The organism is Pseudomonas extremorientalis, assembly GCF_024584605.1.
Classification (GTDB): Bacteria; Pseudomonadota; Gammaproteobacteria; order Pseudomonadales; family Pseudomonadaceae; genus Aquipseudomonas; species Aquipseudomonas extremorientalis.
The window spans coordinates 635,606-654,890 of the sequence record NZ_CP089519.1; the positions used below are offsets into that span (position 1 = coordinate 635,606).

General features: G+C 60.3%; 12 protein-coding genes and 2 tRNA genes. 9 read left to right on the forward strand and 5 right to left on the reverse strand.

Annotation, left to right across the window (positions count from 1 at the left end):
• Window positions 1-86: 86 nt before the first annotated feature.
• Window positions 87-2,021 carry a methyl-accepting chemotaxis protein gene (locus tag LUU92_RS02775; RefSeq protein WP_071491675.1) on the forward strand — a complete coding sequence of 645 codons (1,935 nt, stop codon included), beginning with the start codon at window positions 87-89 and terminating at the stop codon, window positions 2,019-2,021.
• A gap of 107 nt (window positions 2,022-2,128) precedes the next feature.
• Here LUU92_RS02775 and LUU92_RS02780 read toward each other — a convergent pair whose 3' ends face one another.
• The 4 genes from LUU92_RS02780 to LUU92_RS02795 all read right to left on the reverse strand — a co-directional run bounded on the left by LUU92_RS02780 (window position 2,129) and on the right by LUU92_RS02795 (window position 5,184).
• A complete protein-coding gene (locus LUU92_RS02780) occupies window positions 2,129-3,688 on the reverse strand; it encodes an ABC transporter permease (RefSeq protein WP_257103127.1) in 1,560 nt (519 codons plus the stop codon).
• A complete protein-coding gene (locus tag LUU92_RS02785; RefSeq protein WP_071491673.1) occupies window positions 3,688-4,713 on the reverse strand; it encodes an extracellular solute-binding protein in 1,026 nt (341 codons plus the stop codon). Before LUU92_RS02785 ends, LUU92_RS02780 begins: the two co-directional genes overlap by 1 nt.
• Before the next feature lie 145 nt (window positions 4,714-4,858).
• Window positions 4,859-4,945 (reverse strand) — tRNA-Leu (locus LUU92_RS02790).
• Window positions 4,946-5,097: 152 nt separating this feature from the next.
• Window positions 5,098-5,184, reverse strand: a tRNA-Leu gene (locus LUU92_RS02795).
• A gap of 225 nt (window positions 5,185-5,409) precedes the next feature.
• Here LUU92_RS02795 and rnr point away from each other — a divergent pair.
• The 7 genes from rnr (at window position 5,410) to dnaB (ending at window position 12,670) form a co-directional block, all read left to right on the forward strand.
• Window positions 5,410-8,037, forward strand: coding sequence for a ribonuclease R (gene rnr, locus LUU92_RS02800; protein WP_071491670.1), 2,628 nt, complete (start codon window positions 5,410-5,412; stop codon window positions 8,035-8,037).
• The gene (rlmB, locus tag LUU92_RS02805; protein WP_092246628.1) at window positions 8,034-8,795 is read left to right on the forward strand and encodes a 23S rRNA (guanosine(2251)-2'-O)-methyltransferase RlmB; all 762 of its coding nucleotides are present in this window, start codon (window positions 8,034-8,036) and stop codon (window positions 8,793-8,795) included. Before rnr ends, rlmB begins: the two co-directional genes overlap by 4 nt.
• Window positions 8,796-9,085: 290 nt before the next feature.
• Entirely contained in the window at window positions 9,086-9,508 is a 423-nt protein-coding gene (gene rpsF / locus LUU92_RS02810) for a 30S ribosomal protein S6 (protein WP_003236224.1), read from the forward strand.
• A 28-nt stretch (window positions 9,509-9,536) separates the two neighbouring features.
• On the forward strand, window positions 9,537-9,767 hold the full coding sequence (rpsR, locus tag LUU92_RS02815; protein ID WP_002551829.1) for a 30S ribosomal protein S18: 231 nt from the start codon (window positions 9,537-9,539) through the stop codon (window positions 9,765-9,767).
• 36 nt (window positions 9,768-9,803) lie between these two features.
• Entirely contained in the window at window positions 9,804-10,697 is an 894-nt protein-coding gene (locus LUU92_RS02820) for a YybS family protein (protein ID WP_071491668.1), read from the forward strand.
• Between the two features lie 18 nt (window positions 10,698-10,715).
• Complete coding sequence (gene rplI, locus LUU92_RS02825) at window positions 10,716-11,162, forward strand: 50S ribosomal protein L9 (RefSeq protein WP_003171376.1); 447 nt, start codon at window positions 10,716-10,718, stop codon at window positions 11,160-11,162.
• Window positions 11,163-11,272: 110 nt separating this feature from the next.
• Window positions 11,273-12,670, forward strand: coding sequence for a replicative DNA helicase (gene dnaB, locus LUU92_RS02830; protein ID WP_071491667.1), 1,398 nt, complete (start codon window positions 11,273-11,275; stop codon window positions 12,668-12,670).
• A 6-nt stretch (window positions 12,671-12,676) separates the two neighbouring features.
• Here dnaB and LUU92_RS02835 read toward each other — a convergent pair whose 3' ends face one another.
• Window positions 12,677-16,633 carry a dermonecrotic toxin domain-containing protein gene (locus LUU92_RS02835; protein ID WP_257103128.1) on the reverse strand — a complete coding sequence of 1,319 codons (3,957 nt, stop codon included), beginning with the start codon at window positions 16,631-16,633 and terminating at the stop codon, window positions 12,677-12,679.
• A gap of 218 nt (window positions 16,634-16,851) precedes the next feature.
• On the opposite strand from LUU92_RS02835, the gene LUU92_RS02840 reads away from it, so the two are divergent.
• Window positions 16,852-19,155, forward strand: a complete 2,304-nt coding sequence (locus LUU92_RS02840; RefSeq protein WP_071491665.1) for a YgiQ family radical SAM protein — start codon at window positions 16,852-16,854, stop codon at window positions 19,153-19,155.
• Window positions 19,156-19,285: the final 130 nt, after the last annotated feature.

A 19,285-nucleotide genomic window follows, 5' to 3' on the forward strand; every position in this document is an offset into this window, starting at 1 on the left:
TGTCGCCCGAGCGGCACGACCCTTGCTTTGGTTCTTTCTTTCGCGGTGCTATCAAATTAATGGCACCCGTGATGGAGGGATTCCCGATGTCTGCCGTTCTCTCATTGTTACAAAGCCGTCTGTTGCGGCCGGTGTTCGTTACCCTAGGTATCGCTCTTTTGGTGCAAGTACTGGTGGCGGTCGCCCTGACGCGAAGCACGGTCACAGCACTGGAGGCTGATCTGGGCAATCGCCTGGGTGTCGACAGCCAGAAGCTGTCCGGCGAATTGGCCCAGGCTGGCAAGGAAGTCACGTCCAGTCTCGATAGCTTGTCGACAAGTACTCGCCAACGTCTGACCGCTGGGCTCTCGGCTCGCCTGCAGGAAGAGCAGAAGCAACTGCGTGCGACCCTGGAAAAAGACCTGAAAGACTCCGCCAATGACATGGCACAGCTGCTCGCCTCAGTGGCGCCCCGCGCCATGTGGGACAGTGACGTGCCGACGTTGTCGGAGTTCGCCCGACGCGCCCAGCGCAATCCCAACGTGCTGTTTGTGGTGTATGACGACGCGGCAGGTGAGCACCTGACTCGCTACCTGAACCGTGAAAACCCGATCAACCAGGCGTTGTTGGAAAAGGGCAAGGGTGATCGTGCCCTGGATAAAGTGCTGGATGCGGCCAAGGATGATCCTTCTGTGTTCTACGTGGAAGCGTCCATCAGCCCGAATGGTGTAGAGATCGGCAAGGTGCGCATGGGGGTTTCGACAGCTGCGGTTGAAGCTGACTTGCAAGCGCTCGACAAGCGTTTCGCGGCGCTGATCGCCAGTGGTGATCAACTGGTCGGCGACAGCCTCAAGGGCGCAGCGGCCGACAGTGCTGCGGCCATGGGCGCCCGTCTGCAATCTGCGCAAGCCACAGCCACCCAAATGACGGCCAACACCACCAGTGCCGTCCAGGACGCTGCCGGCACCCTGCGCTGGCGCATTGGCATGGGGCTCGCGCTGGTCGGTCTTGGCGTATTGCTGCTGATCGCTGTTGTGCTGGGTCGTCGCGTGGTCAACCGCTTGAAGCTGTTGATCGCGGCCATGGATGATCTGGCGGCGGGCGAGGGCGACCTCACCAAGCGCGTACAAATCAGCAGCAAGGACGAAATCGGCGACATGGCCTCGGCGGTCAATCGCTTTGTGGATAAGTTGCAGCCCATCGTGCGTGAGGCGGGGGATGTAGCCCAGCGAACGGGTGTGGAAATCGGCGCCATGACCTTGCGCAACGCCGGTGCCGATGCGGCCGCGGGCTTGCAGCGTGATGAAGTGGCTGAAAGTCTGCGTGCGCTGTCGCAGATGGCAGATGAAGCTCAGGCTGAAAGCCACGCCATGCAGGCGGCGTTGCAACAGGTGGTGGATATTCGTCAGGCCACGGACGAGAACTCGCGCACCTCGGCTGAAGTCGGCAGTTTGATCGAGGCGCTGGCGGGGCAGGTGCAGGCCGGTTCCACGGTTATCGAGCGCCTGGCCCAGCAAAGCGAGCAGATCGAGGTGGTGCTGACCGTGATTCACGGTATTGCCGAGCAAACCAACCTGCTGGCACTCAACGCGGCGATTGAGGCGGCACGTGCGGGTGAAACCGGGCGCGGCTTCGCGGTGGTGGCGGATGAGGTGCGCGCACTGGCGAGCAAGACCCAAAGCTCCACCGGCGATATCCAGGCGCATATCGTGGCGTTGCAGCAAGGCGCGCGGGAGGCGGTGGAAACCATCGGCAAGGCTGGGCGCCAGGCCAACGAAGGCTTGTTGGTGCTGCGTGACAGCGTGCGTTTGCAGCAGACGGTGCAGGCCTCGGTGGAGCAGGTACATGCCGCGATTGGTTTGGCAACACGTGCAGCCGAGCATCAGGCCCAGGGTGCCCATGCGGTGCGTGGTCGGGTGGAGGTGATCCATGCCCAGGCCGAGCGTGCCGCGCAGGCGGTGGTGGAGACCACCGCCAGTGGCAAGGTGCTGGATGGGTTGGCGGCGCAGTTGAAGGCGAGCCTGGGGCAGTTCAGGGCGTAGTGTTGCCTGTGCCGGCCTCATCGGGGGCAAGCCCCCTCCCACATTTGTCAGCATTCCAAAGCTGGAACTCGGTCAACTGTGGGAGGGGGCTTGCCCCGATAGCGGTCTCAACGGCTCAGATACATCCGCGTCGTGAGCAGATAAACCGGCAACCCCGACACCACTATCAACAACGCCGCATAAGGCGCCGCCGCCGCAAATTCCACATTCGAAGTATGCGCCCACACCGCCGTCGCCAAAGTATTCAGGCCGGTCGGGCTGAGCAGCAGCGTCGCCGTCAATTCCTTCATCGCATCCAGGAACACCAGCGCAAATGCTGCGCCAAGGGCCGGGAAGATAATCGGCAGCGTCACCCGACAAAATGCACTGAACGACGAAGCGCCCAGCGTGCGTGCAGCCTCTTCAAGCTGTGGCGCCGCCTTGTTCAGTGCTGTGCGAATCGGTGCCTGGGCCAGTGGCAGAAACAGCAGCGCATAAGCAATCAGCAACAGTGCCGAGGTCTGGTACAGCGCCGGCACGTAATGCAGGGCGAAATACACCAGGCTCAGTGCGATCACCAGGCCGGGCAAGGCGTGCAGCAGGTAGGGCAGGCGCTCGGCCCAGATCGCCAGCTGACCTTTGTAGCGCACTACCAGAAGTCCCACCGGCACCGCCAGTACCAGGCAAAGCGCGGCGCCGCCGAGAGACAGCGCCAGGGAGGACAGCAACGCCTCACTGATCTCGGCCAGCGGAAATGCAGCCGACGAACCCACCGCCAGCCAATAACCGAGCATTCCCAGGGGAATGCCGCTACCGATGATCGCCAACGCCAGGCAATACACCTGGCCCAATGGCGCCCACTTGCCCAATCGCACCTGCTCCGCATGTCGCGCTGCGCCCTGGCCAATGCGCACGTGCCGGCCCTTGCCACGCACGCGCAGCTCCAGCCACAGCAGCGTCAGGCACATCACCAGCAGCACGGCGGACAGCATTGCAGCATTCGCATTGCTGAATTCCAGCTCGAACTGCTGGTAGATCGCGGTGGTGAAGGTCTGCAACCCAATGATCGACAGCGCACCGAACTCCACCAGCATATGCAGCGCGATCAACAATGCCCCCGCCAGCAGCGAGGGCCACAACAGCGGCAAGGTGACGCGAAAAAAGATGCCCCAGCGATTCAGTCCCAGGGTGCGGGCCGACTCTTCCAGTGCGGGATCAAGATTGCGCAGCGTTGCCGCCACCGGCAAGAACACCAGCGGATATTTGGACAGGCTCATCACCAGGATGGCGCCACCGAGCCCTTCGAAACTGGCGCTCAGCGACACCCAGGTAAAGCTGCTGACAAACGCCGGTACCGCAAACGGCAGGCACAGGATCACGCCCCAGATACGTCGCCCCGGCAGGTTGCTGCGCTCCAGCAGCCAGGCGAGGGACAGGCCGATCACTGCGCAGCTCACCGTAACGCCCACCATCAGCGCCAGGGTGTTGCGCAGCAACCCAAACACATAAGGTCGCCACAGCAGATGCACCGCTTCCGCCCAGCCCGCTTGCCAGGCCTTGGTACCGACGTACGCCAGCGGCAACAGGCTCAAGCCAACCAGAAACAGCACCGGCAGCAACAGCCAGATCGACGGACGTTTGCGCCTTGGGCTGAGCCCTGTGCGCAGGGCGGGTAGCGATGGGTTCATCAGTTCAAGCCAACGTCACGTTCCAGGTCGAGGGCTTCTTCGGCGTTGCCCAGGTCGGCCGGGGTGACTTTCGGCGGTTGCAGTTCGCTGAAAGGCTTGAGACCGCGATTGGATTCCATACCCTTGCGCAGCGGGTATTCGGCCGAGGTGTTGGTGATCACGCGCTGGCCTTCTTCACTGGCCATGAACGCCAACAGTTGCTGGGCTTCCTTGGGGTGCTTGCTGGATTTCAGCGCGGCAGCGGAAGACACGGTGATCAAGCCGCCGGCGTCGCCATTGGTGAAGTAGTGCAGTTGGGAATCCAGATTGGTCTTTTCTTTCTTCAGGGCGAACCAGTAGTAGTTGTTCACCAGAACAGTGGCCACTTCGCCGTTTTCGACGGCTTTCAGCGCAACCATGTTGTTGCTGTACACCTTGCCGAAGGCGCGCAGGCCGGTCAGCCATTCTTCAGCCGCTTCGCGACCGTGCAGCTTGATGATCGCAACGGCTTGTTCCTGGAACGCGCCGCTGGTTGGCACGAAGCCGACTTTGCCTTGCCACTCGGGGCCGGCAAAGTCGAGTACCGATTCGGGAAGGTCTTTTTCAGCAATCAGCTTCGGGTTGAAAGCCACAACGCGGGTGCGCGCGGTCACGCCCATCCAGTCGCCATTGGCGCCAACATAATCCTTGGGCAATACGTCGAGGGTGCTGGCGTCGATCCTGGCCAGCAGGCCTTGCTCGCCGAGTTTGTTCAGCGGAGGCGATTCTTCGGTGTAGATCACATCGGCGGGCGAGCGGTCGCCTTCTTCGACGACTTGGCTGGCCAACTGGTTGCTGCTGCCTTTGCGCACGTTGACGTGGATGCCGGTCTTGGCTTCGAAGGCCTTGGCGAGTTCATCGCCGACTTCTTTGTGCTGGCCGTTGTACAGGGTCAGGGAGACCTTGTCGGCGGAATAGGCGGTGGGCGAGAGCAAGGTCAGGCCGAGCAGGGTGAGGGTCAGGCCACGCAGAAGGGATGTCTTGAGACGGGTATCGCGGATGGTCATCCGAAGTTTTCCTCGCTTGTGTGCAACAAATCATTGCAAGGATAAACGATAAAGTTTCTCAGGTGCGGACGCAGACGGAAATCGACTGGGAAGTTTTCAAACCCCGGAAACGAAAAAACCCGCTTTCGCGGGTTTGATCTGAATTTGGTGCCCAGGAGAAGACTCGAACTTCCACGACCTTGCGATCACCAGCACCTGAAGCTGGCGTGTCTACCAATTTCACCACCTGGGCATTATCAACAACGCTTGCGCTGTTGATGGAGCGAACTATACGGAGGGCTTTTTGATCTGTAAACCCCTGATTCAAAAAAATAAATCAAGTTTTCCGTTAAAAATCAGAGCCTTGAAACGAAAAAACCCGCTTTCGCGGGTTTGATCTGAATTTGGTGCCCAGGAGAAGACTCGAACTTCCACGACCGTAAGGTCACCAGCACCTGAAGCTGGCGTGTCTACCAATTTCACCACCTGGGCATTATCAAACAACGTTGCCGTCGTCGATGGCGCGCACTATACGGAGGGGATTTTAAGCTGTAAACCCCCGCCACGAAAAAAGCCTGGAAAATTTCGCCAGTGGTCGTGCAAGGTGCCTGTTGCGGGCTGCAAAGGGCTTTAAAAGGCTTGTTGACGTCTGAAATTTCCCGTTTCAATACGCGTATGCCAAACTAACCCGCATATAGACAAGGTGAAAACTCTCTAATGGCCGATTGGCAGTCCCTCGATCCCGAGGCCGCTCGTGAAGCGGAAAAATATGAAAACCCTATTCCTAGCCGCGAACTGATCCTGGCGCACCTCGCCGATCGGGGCTCGCCTGCTAGCCGCGAGCAGTTGGTTGAAGAATTCGGTCTGACCACCGAAGACCAGCTCGAAGCCCTGCGCCGCCGCCTGCGCGCCATGGAGCGCGACGCACAATTGATCTACACCCGCCGTGGCACTTACGCGCCAGTGGACAAGCTCGACCTGATCCTCGGCCGCATCGCCGGCCATCGTGACGGCTTTGGCTTCCTGATCCCGGACGACGGCAGCGATGACCTGTTCATGAGCCCGGCGCAAATGCGCCTGGTGTTCGATGGCGACCGTGCCCTGGCGCGTGTTTCCGGCCTGGACCGTCGCGGTCGCCGTGAAGGCGTGATCGTCGAAGTGGTGTCCCGTGGTCACGAGACCATCGTCGGTCGCTACTTCGAAGAAGGCGGCATTGGTTTTGTGGTGCCGGATAACCCGAAGGTGCAGCAGGAAGTGCTGATCACCCCGGGCCGCAATGCGAATGCCAAGGTTGGCCAGTTTGTCGAGGTGAAGATCACCCACTGGCCGACCCCTCGCTTCCAGCCGCAGGGTGATGTGATTGAAGTGGTCGGCAACTACATGGCGCCGGGCATGGAAATCGATGTCGCGCTGCGTACCTACGATATTCCTCACGTCTGGCCTGAAGCCGTCGTGAAAGAAGCGCGCAAGCTCAAGCCGGAAGTCGAAGAGAAGGACAAAGAGAAGCGCATCGACCTGCGCCATCTGCCGTTCGTCACCATCGACGGCGAAGACGCCCGCGACTTCGACGATGCGGTCTACTGCGAAGCCAAGCCGGGCAAGCTGCGTCTGTTCTCCGGCGGCTGGAAGTTGTACGTGGCGATTGCCGACGTCTCCAGCTACGTGAAGATCGGTTCGGCCCTGGATAACGAAGCCCAGGTGCGTGGCAACTCGGTGTACTTCCCCGAGCGCGTGATTCCGATGCTGCCGGAAGAGTTGTCCAACGGGCTGTGCTCGCTGAACCCGAAAGTCGACCGTTTGGCCATGGTGTGCGAGATGACTATCTCGAAAACCGGCGAAATGACCGATTACCAGTTCTATGAAGCGGTGATTCATTCCCAGGCGCGCCTGACCTACAACAAGGTCAGCACCATCCTGGAACAGCCGAAAACCAGCGAAGCCAAAGCATTGCGTGGTGAGTACGGCCATGTCGTGCCGCATCTCAAGCAGCTCTATGCGCTGTACAAGGTGTTGCTGGGCGCACGTCACACCCGAGGCGCGATCGATTTTGAAACCCAGGAAACCCGGATTGTCTTCGGTTCCGAGCGCAAGATCGCCGCGATCACCCCGACCACCCGTAACGATGCGCACAAGCTGATCGAGGAATGCATGCTGGCGGCCAACGTGGCCACCGCTGAGTTCCTGAAAAAGCACGAGATCCCTGCGTTGTACCGGGTGCACGACGGCCCGCCGCCGGAGCGTCTGGAAAAGCTGCGCGCGTTCCTCGGCGAACTCGGCCTGTCCCTGCACAAAGGCAAGGACGGCCCGACGCCGAAGGATTACCAGGCTCTGCTGGCCAGCATCAAGGACCGCCCGGATTACCACGTGATCCAGACCGTCATGCTGCGCTCCCTGAGCCAGGCGGTGTACAGCGCGGATAACCAGGGCCACTTCGGCCTGAACTACGAGGCGTACACCCACTTCACTTCGCCGATCCGCCGTTACCCGGACCTGCTCACGCACCGTGCGATCCGCAGCGTGATCCATTCCAAGATGAACACCCCGCACGTCAAGCGCGCCGGTGCCATGACCATTCCGAAGGCGCGGATCTATCCGTACGACGAAGCGGCCCTGGAACAGCTGGGCGAGCAGTGCTCCATGAGCGAACGCCGCGCCGACGAAGCCACCCGCGACGTGGTGAACTGGCTCAAGTGTGAGTTCATGAAGGATCGCGTAGGCGAATCGTTCCCGGGTGTGATCACCGCCGTGACCGGCTTCGGTCTGTTTGTGGAGCTGACCGATATCTACGTCGAAGGCCTGGTGCACGTCACCGCCTTGCCGGGCGACTACTACCACTTCGACCCTGTGCATCACCGCCTGGCGGGCGAGCGCACCGGTCGCAGCTTCCGCCTTGGCGATACCGTTGAAGTGCAGGTCATGCGCGTCGATCTCGACGAACGCAAGATCGACTTCGGCATGTCCGATAAGCCAGCCGAATCGCCGGGCAGCCGTAAAAAGCGTGGTAGCGAACCGACCAGCAAAGGCAAGGCCGCGCCTGCCAAAGCAGCGACCGTCGAACCTGCGCCAGCCAAGGCCGGTCGTCGTTCATCGACCAAGGAAAAGGCCCCCGAAGCCTACCGCCCAAGCGATGCAGCGGCGAAAAACGCTGAACTGCGCAAGAGCCGTGAGTTGAAGCAGCAGTTGCTCAATGAAGCCAAAAGCGGTGGTAAAGCGGCGTCTGGGGGAAAGTCCCACGGGGCGGAAAAACCGTCGAGCAAGCCCAGTAAACACCGTAAAGGCCCGCCAAAAGCGGGCTCGGCTCCCGCGAAAAGCGGCGGGTCGCGCAAACCTAAGGCTAAGTCATGAGTCTGGAAAAAATCTACGGCGTCCACGCCGTAGAAGCACTGCTGCGTCACCACCCCAAGCGCGTCAAGCAAGTCTGGCTGGCGGAAGGGCGCAGCGAGCCGCGCGTACAAGCGCTGGTTGAATTGGCCACGCAAAACAAGGTTGCCATCGGCCAGGCCGAGCGTCGTGAAATGGACGTGTGGGTAGAGGGCGTTCACCAGGGCGTGGTGGCGGATGTCAGCCCGAGTCAGGTCTGGGGCGAGGCGATGCTCGACGAGCTGCTCGACCGCACCGAAGGTGCGCCGTTGTTGCTGGTGCTGGACGGCGTGACCGACCCGCACAACCTCGGCGCCTGCCTGCGCTCGGCGGACGCTGCCGGTGCGCTGGCGGTAATCGTGCCTAAAGACAAATCGGCGACGCTGACGCCGGTGGTGCGTAAAGTCGCGTGTGGCGCAGCCGAAGTGATTCCGCTGGTGGCCGTGACCAACCTGGCGCGCACCCTGGAGAAGCTCCAGCAGCGCGGCCTGTGGGTCGTGGGTACGGCGGGAGAGGCCGAGGTCAGCATTTATGACCAGGACCTCACCGGCCCGACCATCCTGATCATGGGCGCCGAAGGCAAAGGTATGCGCCGCCTGACCCGCGAGCATTGTGATTACCTGGTGCACCTGCCGATGGCCGGTAGTGTCAGTAGCCTCAACGTGTCGGTCGCCACCGGCGTCTGCCTGTTCGAAGCCCAGCGCCAGCGTGGCGCAAAGGCCAAGGCCAAAACGAAGAAGTGATCAAAATGTGGGAGGGGGCTTGCCCTCGATAGCGGTGTGTCAGTTGCAGATGATGTGGCTGATCCTTCGTAATCGGGGGCAAGCCCCCTCCCACAGTGTTTTTGGGGTGTCTGGAAGATTGTTCAAATAATCACCAATCACCTTGCACGCATCCTCCCCCTTCTCTACAATTGCGCCCCTTGCCTTCCTGGCGGGCACCGAGGTGCCTCCCTGCGGCAAGATCCATAAGTGTCATTCACTCCTTGTCTGACCGTTTTTGAGCGGCAGGCTACAACCCGTAAGGAGCATTCATGCGTCATTACGAAATCATCTTTTTGGTCCACCCGGATCAAAGCGAGCAAGTCGGCGGCATGGTTGAGCGTTACACCAAGCTGATCGAAGAAGACGGCGGCAAAATCCACCGTCTGGAAGATTGGGGCCGTCGTCAACTGGCCTACGCAATCAACAATGTTCACAAGGCTCACTACGTGATGCTGAACGTTGAGTGCACTGGCAAGGCCCTGGCCGAGCTGGAAGACAACTTCCGCTACAACGATGCTGTGATCCGTAACCTGGTCATCCGTCGCGAAGAAGCCGTTACCGGCCAATCCGAGATGCTCAAGGCTGAAGAAAACCGCAGTGAGCGCCGTGAGCGTCGCGACCGTCCTGAGCACGAAGGCGCTGATAGCGCTGATAGTGATGACAGCGACAACAGCGATAACGCTGACGAGTAATCCACGGACCTTTTAAGGAGCCTATCAAATGGCACGTTTCTTCCGTCGTCGTAAATTCTGCCGCTTCACCGCTGAAGACGTGAAAGAGATCGATTACAAAGATCTCAACACTCTGAAAGCCTACGTATCCGAGACCGGCAAAATCGTTCCAAGCCGTATCACCGGTACCAAAGCACGTTATCAGCGTCAGCTGGCCACCGCTATCAAGCGCGCCCGCTTCCTGGCCCTGCTGGCCTACACCGACAGCCACGGCCGCTGAGACCGGGCAGTCGACAAGTAGTAAGGGATTGAATGCATGCGCGCCTTAGCTGAGTTCATCATGCGCGGTCGCGTGCAGGCCACTCTCGTAGTGGCTGGATGTGCAGCATTGCCGTTGTTGTATTGGTTGGGTGCTGCCGCAGGTTGCCTTGTGCTGCTGCGGCGCGGTTTGCAGGATGCCCTTGGCGTCCTGGCCCTGGGAGTGCTGGCCGCCTTGATCTGGTGGCTGCAACTGGGCGAACCCAAGGTACTTCTGGTACTGCTGGGATCGTCGAGCCTTGCGTTGGTTTTGCGCGCAAGTGAGTCCTGGGCCCGCACGCTGCTGGTCAGCGTGGCAGTGGGGTTGGTGTTTTCGGTGTTGATCGACGCGGCTTTCCGCCCGCAGATCGAGGTGCTGTCGCAAGAGATCGTCAAGGTCCTGCCGATGGCCCTCGGGGAACTCTACCAGCAGCTTTCGGTAGATGAGCGAGCGCGTCTTGCGACACTGATTGCACCGGCCCTGATCGGCCTGATGGCGGTAATGATGCAGATCGTCAGCGTGCTGAGCCTGATGCTTGGGCGATATTGGCAGGCGTTGTTGTACAACCCGGGTGGTTTTGGTCGCGAATTTCGCAGTATCAGAATCCCCGTGGGCCCGGCGATGTTGCTGCTGGCACTCATGGTGGTCGGACCGTACTTCGGTTCACAAGCCACCTTGCTGGTGCTGTTTTGCAGCGTACCGCTGGTGTTCGCCGGACTGGCCCTGATTCACGGGCTGGTCGCGCAGAAGCGCCTGGCCAAGTTCTGGCTGGTGGGGATGTACGTAACAATGGTGCTGTTCATGCAGCTGATCTATCCGTTACTCGTGGTTCTGGCCATTGTCGACGGCCTGATTGATTTTCGCGGTCGTCTGGCGCCGAAAGACGCCGATAACGCGAACGGTGAAGGTTAAAAGTTAGAGGATTTTCACATGCAACTGATCCTTCTGGAAAAAGTCGCCAACCTGGGCAACCTGGGCGACAAAGTGAACGTTAAGGCCGGCTACGGTCGTAACTACCTGCTGCCATACGGCAAAGCCACCGCTGCAACCGCTGCCAACCTGGCTGCGTTTGAAGAGCGTCGTGCCGAGCTGGAAAAAGCCGCAGCAGACAAAAAAGCTTCGGCCGAAACTCGCGCTGCCCAACTGGCTGAGCTGGAAGTGACTATCACTGCCACCGCCGGTGACGAAGGCAAGCTGTTCGGTTCGATCGGCACCCACGACATCGCTGATGCACTGACCGCCTCCGGCGTTGAAGTGCAGAAGAGCGAAGTTCGTCTGCCGAACGGCACCATCCGCAACGTAGGCGAATTCGACGTAGCCGTGCACCTGCACGCCGAAGTTGAAGCCACCGTACGCGTTGTCGTGGTAGCAGCTTAAGCCGCACCTAACTGGCTGGCACCTCGCGTGCCAGGCGGTTAACATCGGGCACGATCCTGTTTACAGGTCGTGCCTTTTGTTTTTCTACACACCCCAAATTCCAAGTGGCCATGAACGATATTTCAGCTCCTGAGCAATACGATCTGCAAACCGCTGCCCTGAAGGTGCCGCCGCATTCCATCGAGGCCGAACAGGCTGTGCTCGGTGGTTTGATGCTGGACAACAACGCCTGGGAACGCGTGCTGGATCAAGTCTCGGACGGTGATTTCTATCGCCATGACCACCGCCTGATCTTCCGCGCCATCGCCAAGCTGGCCGACCAGAACTCGCCGATCGACGTGGTGACCCTGGCCGAACAACTGGACAAGGAAGGCCAGACCTCCCAGGTCGGCGGCCTCGGCTACCTGGGCGAACTGGCGAAAAACACGCCGTCCGTCGCCAACATCAAGGCCTATGCCCAGATCGTTCGCCAGCGCGCCACGTTGCGCCAACTGATCGGCATCAGCACCGAGATCGCCGACAGCGCCTTCAACCCAGAAGGGCGCACCGCCGAAGAGATCCTCGACGAAGCCGAGCGCCAGATCTTCCAGATCGCCGAGGCCCGCCCGAAAACCGGCGGCCCGGTGGGCGTCAACGAGCTGTTGACCAAGGCCATCGACCGCATCGACACCCTGTTCAACACCGACGCCGCCATCACCGGTATTTCCACCGGCTACACCGACCTCGACGAGAAAACCAGCGGCCTGCAGCCCTCCGACTTGATCATCGTCGCCGGCCGTCCTTCCATGGGTAAGACCACCTTCGCGATGAACCTGGTGGAAAACGCGGTGTTGCGCAGCGACAAGACCGTGCTGGTGTACTCACTGGAGATGCCAGGCGAATCGCTGATCATGCGGATGCTCTCGTCGCTCGGGCGTATCGACCAGACCAAGGTGCGTTCCGGCCAACTGGAAGACGACGATTGGCCGCGCCTGACCTCGGCGGTCAACCTGCTTAACGACCGCAAGCTGTTCATCGATGACACCGCCGGTATCAGCCCCTCGGAAATGCGTGCGCGTACCCGCCGCCTGGCGCGCGAGCACGGCGATATCGCCCTGATCATGATCGACTACCTGCAGTTGATGCAGATCCCCGGTTCCAGCGGCGACAGCCGGACCAACGAGATTTCCGAAATCTCCCGGTCCCTCAAGGCCCTGGCCAAGGAATTCAACTGCCCGGTGGTGGCGCTGTCCCAGCTCAACCGTTCCCTGGAGCAACGCCCCAACAAGCGCCCGGTGAACTCCGACTTGCGCGAATCCGGAGCGATCGAGCAGGACGCCGACGTCATCATGTTCGTGTATCGCGACGAGGTGTATCACCCCGAGACCGAGCACAAAGGCATTGCCGAAATCATCATCGGCAAACAGCGGAACGGCCCCATCGGCTTTATCCGCCTGGCGTTCATCGGCAAGTACACACGCTTCGAAAACCTCGCCCCGGGCAGCTACAACTTCGACGACGACGAATAACGCGCCTTACGGCCGGGCAAACAGCGCACGGATGGTGGCTTCGTCGTATTGGTAGTTCCAGCGCAACTCAGTGCCGGCGGGAATAGATTCGCTGGCAAATAATCCGGTGAGTATCATTTGATCCTGTCGGTTGCCGACCTGGGCCTGGACCCTGAATTGTGCCGCCTCAACGTTGTAGCCCGAGGCGGCCTGTCGCACCGGAACATCGGCCTCATATTCAAAAATGGTATTGATCCTCGACAACGCGTTGTCGCCGGACAGTACCGGCTGAGTGTTGAGCGCGTGGGGCGACACAGGCCTCACATCCTTGACGGCCATCAGATAAGGATCTCGGCGCGCCTTCGCCACGAAAAACGGCAGGATGTCCCCTCCATACACGCCCAGCGCTTCGCCCTTGCTCAGCGGGCGCCGCGTGATGACCGTGGCTTCGCCGATCATTGCGGCCTCCTGGGGGAATTTTTGATGAGCGGCGGTGAAGGGTAAAACCTCAAGCTTGTCTTCATACAGGCGCGCGACGTTTTCATAACCTTCCCAGCGGATGTAGGGCAGCAGCTGGTCTTTGCTGAATACCGTGCCGGACGTTAACGACTTCCCTTGGACTTGCATGAGTCGGATCCGCATGGGCTGACCATTTTCATCGCGCAGTGGGTAGCGGCCACAGTTGGCGCGGTCATAAATACGCCGATAGTTCTGGCTGTGCTGGTAGCTGCGCTCGGTGCGCATGTAGGCCAATTCCTGAGGAGTGTAGAGCGCGTCTACAGTGCCTTCCTCGGCTGATCCGTAAGAATTGGACGAGTGTGCCGACCCATACCCGTCAATGGAGTCGACGCTTTCGAGTGATGGCGCAGGCGAGCCCCCTCCGCCCGGTAACCCACCTTTGGCGGGGTCGATTTCCCAACCCCCGTTGGCGTTTTTGCGCAGATAGGGCGAATAGGCCCGGAAACGGCTACGCGCATCGACCAGTCGCCATCCCTGCGGGTCTTTTTTGATCTGGTAGTAGTTCTGCTCGTCCTGGACGTAATAGCGAAAACTTCCGTCAGGCAGTGGCGGCGCTTGAAAGGTCTGGTCAGCCAGCCTTGTCAGTTCGGCCGGAGGGGTTGGTTCGGCGAACAAGGGGTCGAGTGGCAACCCTGCCGAGGGCCGGGTTTCGAGGGTAAGGGGCTTGCCGCGCAGACGCGGAAGGCTGCTGGCCATCAGTGACTTGCCGGATTTGTGCAGGGCCTGCTCAAACGAATCCGCACCCGATTGGCGCAGCAGTGCACGGTGCTCCAAGGGGGAAAGTGTTTGCTCGATTGCGTGAGGCAGATCGGTCAGTGGGGGGGGGAGGGTATCTGGTGAGGCGTGAAGCGCGTATAGCTCGCCTTTGCGGATCAGCGTATGGCTCGAAGGGGCATCCGCGTTACCGATACTCCCCAGAAGCGGCCCCTCGGTACTGTCGTCATACACATCAATCCGGCGCGCCCCAGGCCAACCGGGTATCTGCTCCAGTGTGTAAAGCATCAATTGCACGCTTTCCCGGTTGCGCAAGGTATTGAGGAAAATGCTCTCTTGCAGCTGGGCGACCTTTGCCATCTTTGTGTAGTGGTCTGCTTCTTCGAGCGATACGGGGTCCAGGCTGTCTCCCGCTTGCAAGCGTTGGCGTTTGCTTGCTGGGAGTGTGCGCTCTATCTCTTCAAGATGTCGTTTGGACAGTTGCGGCATCAGTGTGCGCAGACTTTTTTCGGTGGGTGTGACCGCGGCTTCATTGGCCGCGTTGAGTTGAGAAAACAGCCATTGTTTTTTCTGTGCGGCCTGCTTGCTCAATCTCAGGGCAAGGTTTTCGGTTTTACTGAAGTAGTCGATAGGCGAGGAGGGCAGCAGATTATTGAACGCGGTCTGAGGCATTTGCGCCTCTATGGCATGCAATAACTCGCCCTTTCTGAAACGGTCTTCGCTGACCTTGATTTCGACGTTGCCCTGACCGAACTGCATCACGGTCTGTTGCTGCTGGTCGACCACCTTCAGCCCGTAAGTGGCGGGCCATTCGGGCAGCGAGGTGAGCAGGTGGGCTTGAATCAGCGGCGAGTGAGCCGTCACGGAGGTGCCCTCGGCACGGCTCAGGTTGAAATCATTGATTTCCTGGTCCAGGTTGAAGTGTGTAACCGTATCGCATAGCAAGGGGGCAGGGCGCACCATCTCTTGATGGGCTTGGCGCAATGTGGTGCTGTCCAGCCCGCTGATCAGCAGGATGGGCTCTACGGACGGTTGGGTTATGTTGGCCGCATCTGGGCCCAGGCGCTTGATCAGTTTGAGCGTGTCCCAATCCTCTGGCGTTTCGTGCACATGGCGCCAGCCGCCGGCTTCGTTGTTCAACAGGGGAGGTGCATAAGCGTGCGGATTGCTGGGGTGTGACAACTCCCATCGTGTGCCATCGGGTGAGCGCTGAATGGCATGGGGGTGATCATCCAGTTTTAGATACGACTGCTGTTGGTATTGATAGATACCTTGTTTATCGGCAACCACGTGTTCAGGCAATGTCGCGGGGTGTTGGTAGGGTTCCAAGTCAGAGTGCCAGAGGCGCCAGCCCTGATTGCGTACCTGAACTTTCACGAGGCCCGCCGTAAAGCGTCCTGCCTTGATCACGCCGGCGGTCGCTACGGCCATGGCAACGTTATCCACCACGTCCAGCAGGTCGTCGAGCGCCTGTTGGCTATCGCCCCGGCTCCAGGCGGCAAAGCCGTTATAGACCGTGCCGATCAATTGGGCGGCGGTAACGACCAGCACAACCTCCCCGACGATTGGCACGAAGGATGCGGCAAAGAACAGCAGGGATTTACCCAGGTCGGCATAGAACTGCAGGCGTTTTTGTCGGCTGATGGCATCAACCTGTGCCGTCGGGACCGCGACTTCGCAAGCGTCGCTTTCTATCTGGGAAAACCGTCGCAGGATGATGGCGTGGAACAGATTGCCGGTGATTTTGGTCAGGGTCAGCGGTTTGTCCAGCTGCGCTGGCTTGATTTTCCCGGGTGAGCCGATGGGCAGCCAATCAATCCACATGGGCTTTACATGCAGCAGCGATTCTCGCTGATGCACTGGGGCCAGCCGCTTGAAGAAGGCCAGGTAGTCCGGTCGCATCAGGCGTTTAACGAGTTGAGTTTCCAGGTCGTCCATCGAGGGGTGCTGGCGAAGTGCCTCGATCGGGTCTTCAGGTGTGTAGAGAAGCGGTCCGGTTTCTGCCCGGACGTCAACGATGACCAGGACGTCAGGCAACACCACTCCACCAAGCGTCAGGTGAAAGCAGTCGAAGGACACGTGGTGTCCGCGCTCGGAGAGCTCGACCAATTCTTCGTAAAGGGTTTCCGGCATCTTCTTCTTGAGGTAGGCCAGGTGCAAGGCAACGTTGAAACGCTGCTGTTCGTGCTCGCGAAAGAACCGGCGTACCGACAGATTGGTGCTGATGACCGTGCGAATATGCTTGAGGTATTGCCCGCCCAGGTCCAGTTTGCGGCAAAAACCGGCGAAGAGCGTCGCGGAAATCAACGAAGGAAATCGTGAGTCCTGGGTGATGTTGAAAAGCTCGGTCCCGGTCTCCATGCCGCCGTCCTCTGCTTCCGAAGCCTCGAAGTTCTGCAGGGCCGCCTCCAAAAGGGATTGTTCAGTGGTGCGTGCGTGGGTGCGTAGCAGCCCGAACAGGTGATGGTTTTTCCATTCGCGCACCAGGACCGAAGTCTTCGCATTCAGCAGCGTCAGGTATTCGCGGCGCAGCGCCTGCTCAAACAGCGGAAAAGCGAACGCCTCGGGGCTTTGCAGTTGCCTGAGGAGTTCTTGGATCTTGTGCCTGGATTGATTGCTCTTGAGCAGGTTGGCGCGCAGGGCTGCGCGGGTGTCTGCGGGGGAGTCGGTGAGCCAAGTGGGGAGTTGGGTCTGGATGAAGGCGGCGTGGGCGTCGGGTGTTACCAGTGGAGGCGCGGGATTACTGCTCATCTGGGTTTCCATGAAAAGGCTAGTTGAATCCTGACAGCCTATCCAGGGTGTTTCCGGGGATGGGGCTAGCGGATTAGGCCCTTGCCCCCTGCAAATCCGGCTATGAGTACCGGGGAAAAGTGATGCCAGGGTAAAAGCCGACCATTGCCGTCGGAATTGGTCAAAATTTGTGCTATATTCCGCGCCCGCGATTTTCCATCTCAACACCGGTCACCGTCATGCAAACAGCCAAGCCGTTATTTGACTATCCCAAGTACTGGGCCGAATGTTTCGGTCCAGCGCCATTCCTGCCGATGAGCAGGGAGGAGATGGATCAGCTTGGCTGGGATTCCTGCGACATCATCATCGTCACCGGTGATGCCTACGTTGACCATCCGTCGTTCGGCATGGCGATCATCGGCCGGCTGCTGGAGTCCCAGGGCTTCCGCGTCGGGATCATTGCCCAGCCGAACTGGCAGTCCAAAGACGACTTCATGAAGCTCGGCGAGCCGAACCTGTTCTTCGGCGTCGCGGCCGGCAACATGGACTCCATGATCAACCGCTATACCGCCGACAAGAAAATCCGCTCCGACGACGCCTACACCCCAGGCGGCATGGCCGGCAAACGCCCGGATCGCGCCAGCCTGGTGTACAGCCAGCGGTGCAAGGAAGCCTACAAGAACGTGCCGATCGTACTCGGCGGCATCGAAGCCTCCCTGCGTCGCATCGCCCACTACGACTACTGGCAGGACCGGGTGCGCAATTCGATCCTGATCGACGCCACCGCCGATATCCTGCTGTACGGCAACGCCGAGCGCGCCATCGTCGAAGTCGCCCAGCGCCTGTCGTGGGGCCACAAGATCGAAGACATCACCGATGTGCGCGGTACCGCGTTCATCCGTCGCGACACGCCGGCCGGCTGGTACGAAGTGGACTCCACGCGTATCGACCGTCCGGGCAAGATCGACAAGATCATCAACCCGTACGTCAACACCCAGGACACCCAGGCCTGCGCCATCGAGCAGGAAAAAGGGCCGCAGGATGATCCGGAAGAAGCCAAGGTCGTGCAGATCCTGGCCAGCCCCAAGATGACCCGCGACAAGACCGTGATCCGCCTGCCATCGGTGGAGAAAGTCCGTGGCGATGCGGTGCTCTACGCCCACGCCAACCGCGTGCTGCACCTGGAAACCAACCCAGGCAACGCCCGCGCCCTAGTGCAGAAACACGGCGAAGTGGACGTGTGGTTCAACCCGCCACCCATTCCGATGACCACCGAAGAAATGGACTACGTGTTCGGCATGCCGTACGCCCGCGTCCCGCACCCCGCGTACGGCAAGGAAAAAATCCCGGCCTACGACATGATCCGCTTCTCGGTGAACATCATGCGTGGCTGCTTCGGCGGCTGCACTTTCTGCTCCATCACCGAGCACGAAGGCCGCATCATCCAGAACCGTTCCGAAGAGTCGATCATTCGCGAGATCGAAGAGATCCGCGACAAGGTCCCCGGCTTTACCGGCGTGATCTCCGACCTCGGCGGTCCGACCGCGAACATGTACCGCATCGCCTGCAAGAGCCCGGAAATCGAATCCGCGTGCCGCAAGCCGTCGTGCGTGTTCCCCGGTATCTGCCCGAATCTGAACACTGACCACTCGTCGTTGATCCAACTGTACCGCAGCGCCCGTGCGTTGCCGGGTGTGAAGAAGATCCTGATCGCCTCCGGCCTGCGCTATGACTTGGCCGTCGAGTCGCCGGAATACGTGAAAGAGCTGGTCACCCACCACGTCGGCGGCTACCTCAAGATCGCCCCGGAACACACCGAGGAAGGTCCGCTCAACCAGATGATGAAGCCGGGCATTGGCAGCTATGACAAGTTCAAGCGCATGTTCGAGAAGTACACCAAGGAAGCGGGCAAGGAGCAGTACCTGATTCCGTACTTCATCGCCGCCCACCCGGGTACCACCGATGAAGACATGATGAACCTGGCCCTGTGGCTCAAGGGCAACGGCTTCCGCGCCGACCAGGTACAGGCGTTCTACCCGTCGCCGATGGCCACCGCCACGGCCATGTATCACTCGGGCAAGAACCCGCTGCGCAAGGTCACCTACAAGAGCGACGCGGTAACCATCGTCAAGAGCGAAGAGCAGCGCCGCCTGCACAAGGCGTTCCTGCGCTACCACGACCCGAAAGGCTGGCCGATGCTGCGTGAGGCACTGACCCGCATGGGCCGCGCCGACCTGATCGGGCCGGGCAAGGACCAGTTGATCCCGTTGCACCAGCCGAGCACCGACAGCTACCAGAGCGCCCGTCGCAAGAACTCGACGCCGGCCGGCAGCCACAAGGTCGCCAAGGAAACCACCACCAGGATCCTCACCCAGCATACCGGCCTGCCGCCCCGTGGCAGTGACGGCAGCAACCCATGGGACAAGCGTGAACAAGCCAAGGCCGCGGCCCAGGCGCGCAACAAGCAGGCCGCCAAGGAACGCGCGGATGCGGCCAAGGGCAAGGGCGGCAAGCCTGCGCGCAAGCCGGTCGTGCCGCGTTGATCGCAGCCTGAACATGCCAGACGCCAGCCTCGTGCTGGCGTTTTGCTTTCTAGCTGTTGGGTAACCTGTTTGCTAAGGTGGCGCCCATTAGAAAGCCATCGCGGGCAAGCCCGACTCCCACAGGCGAATG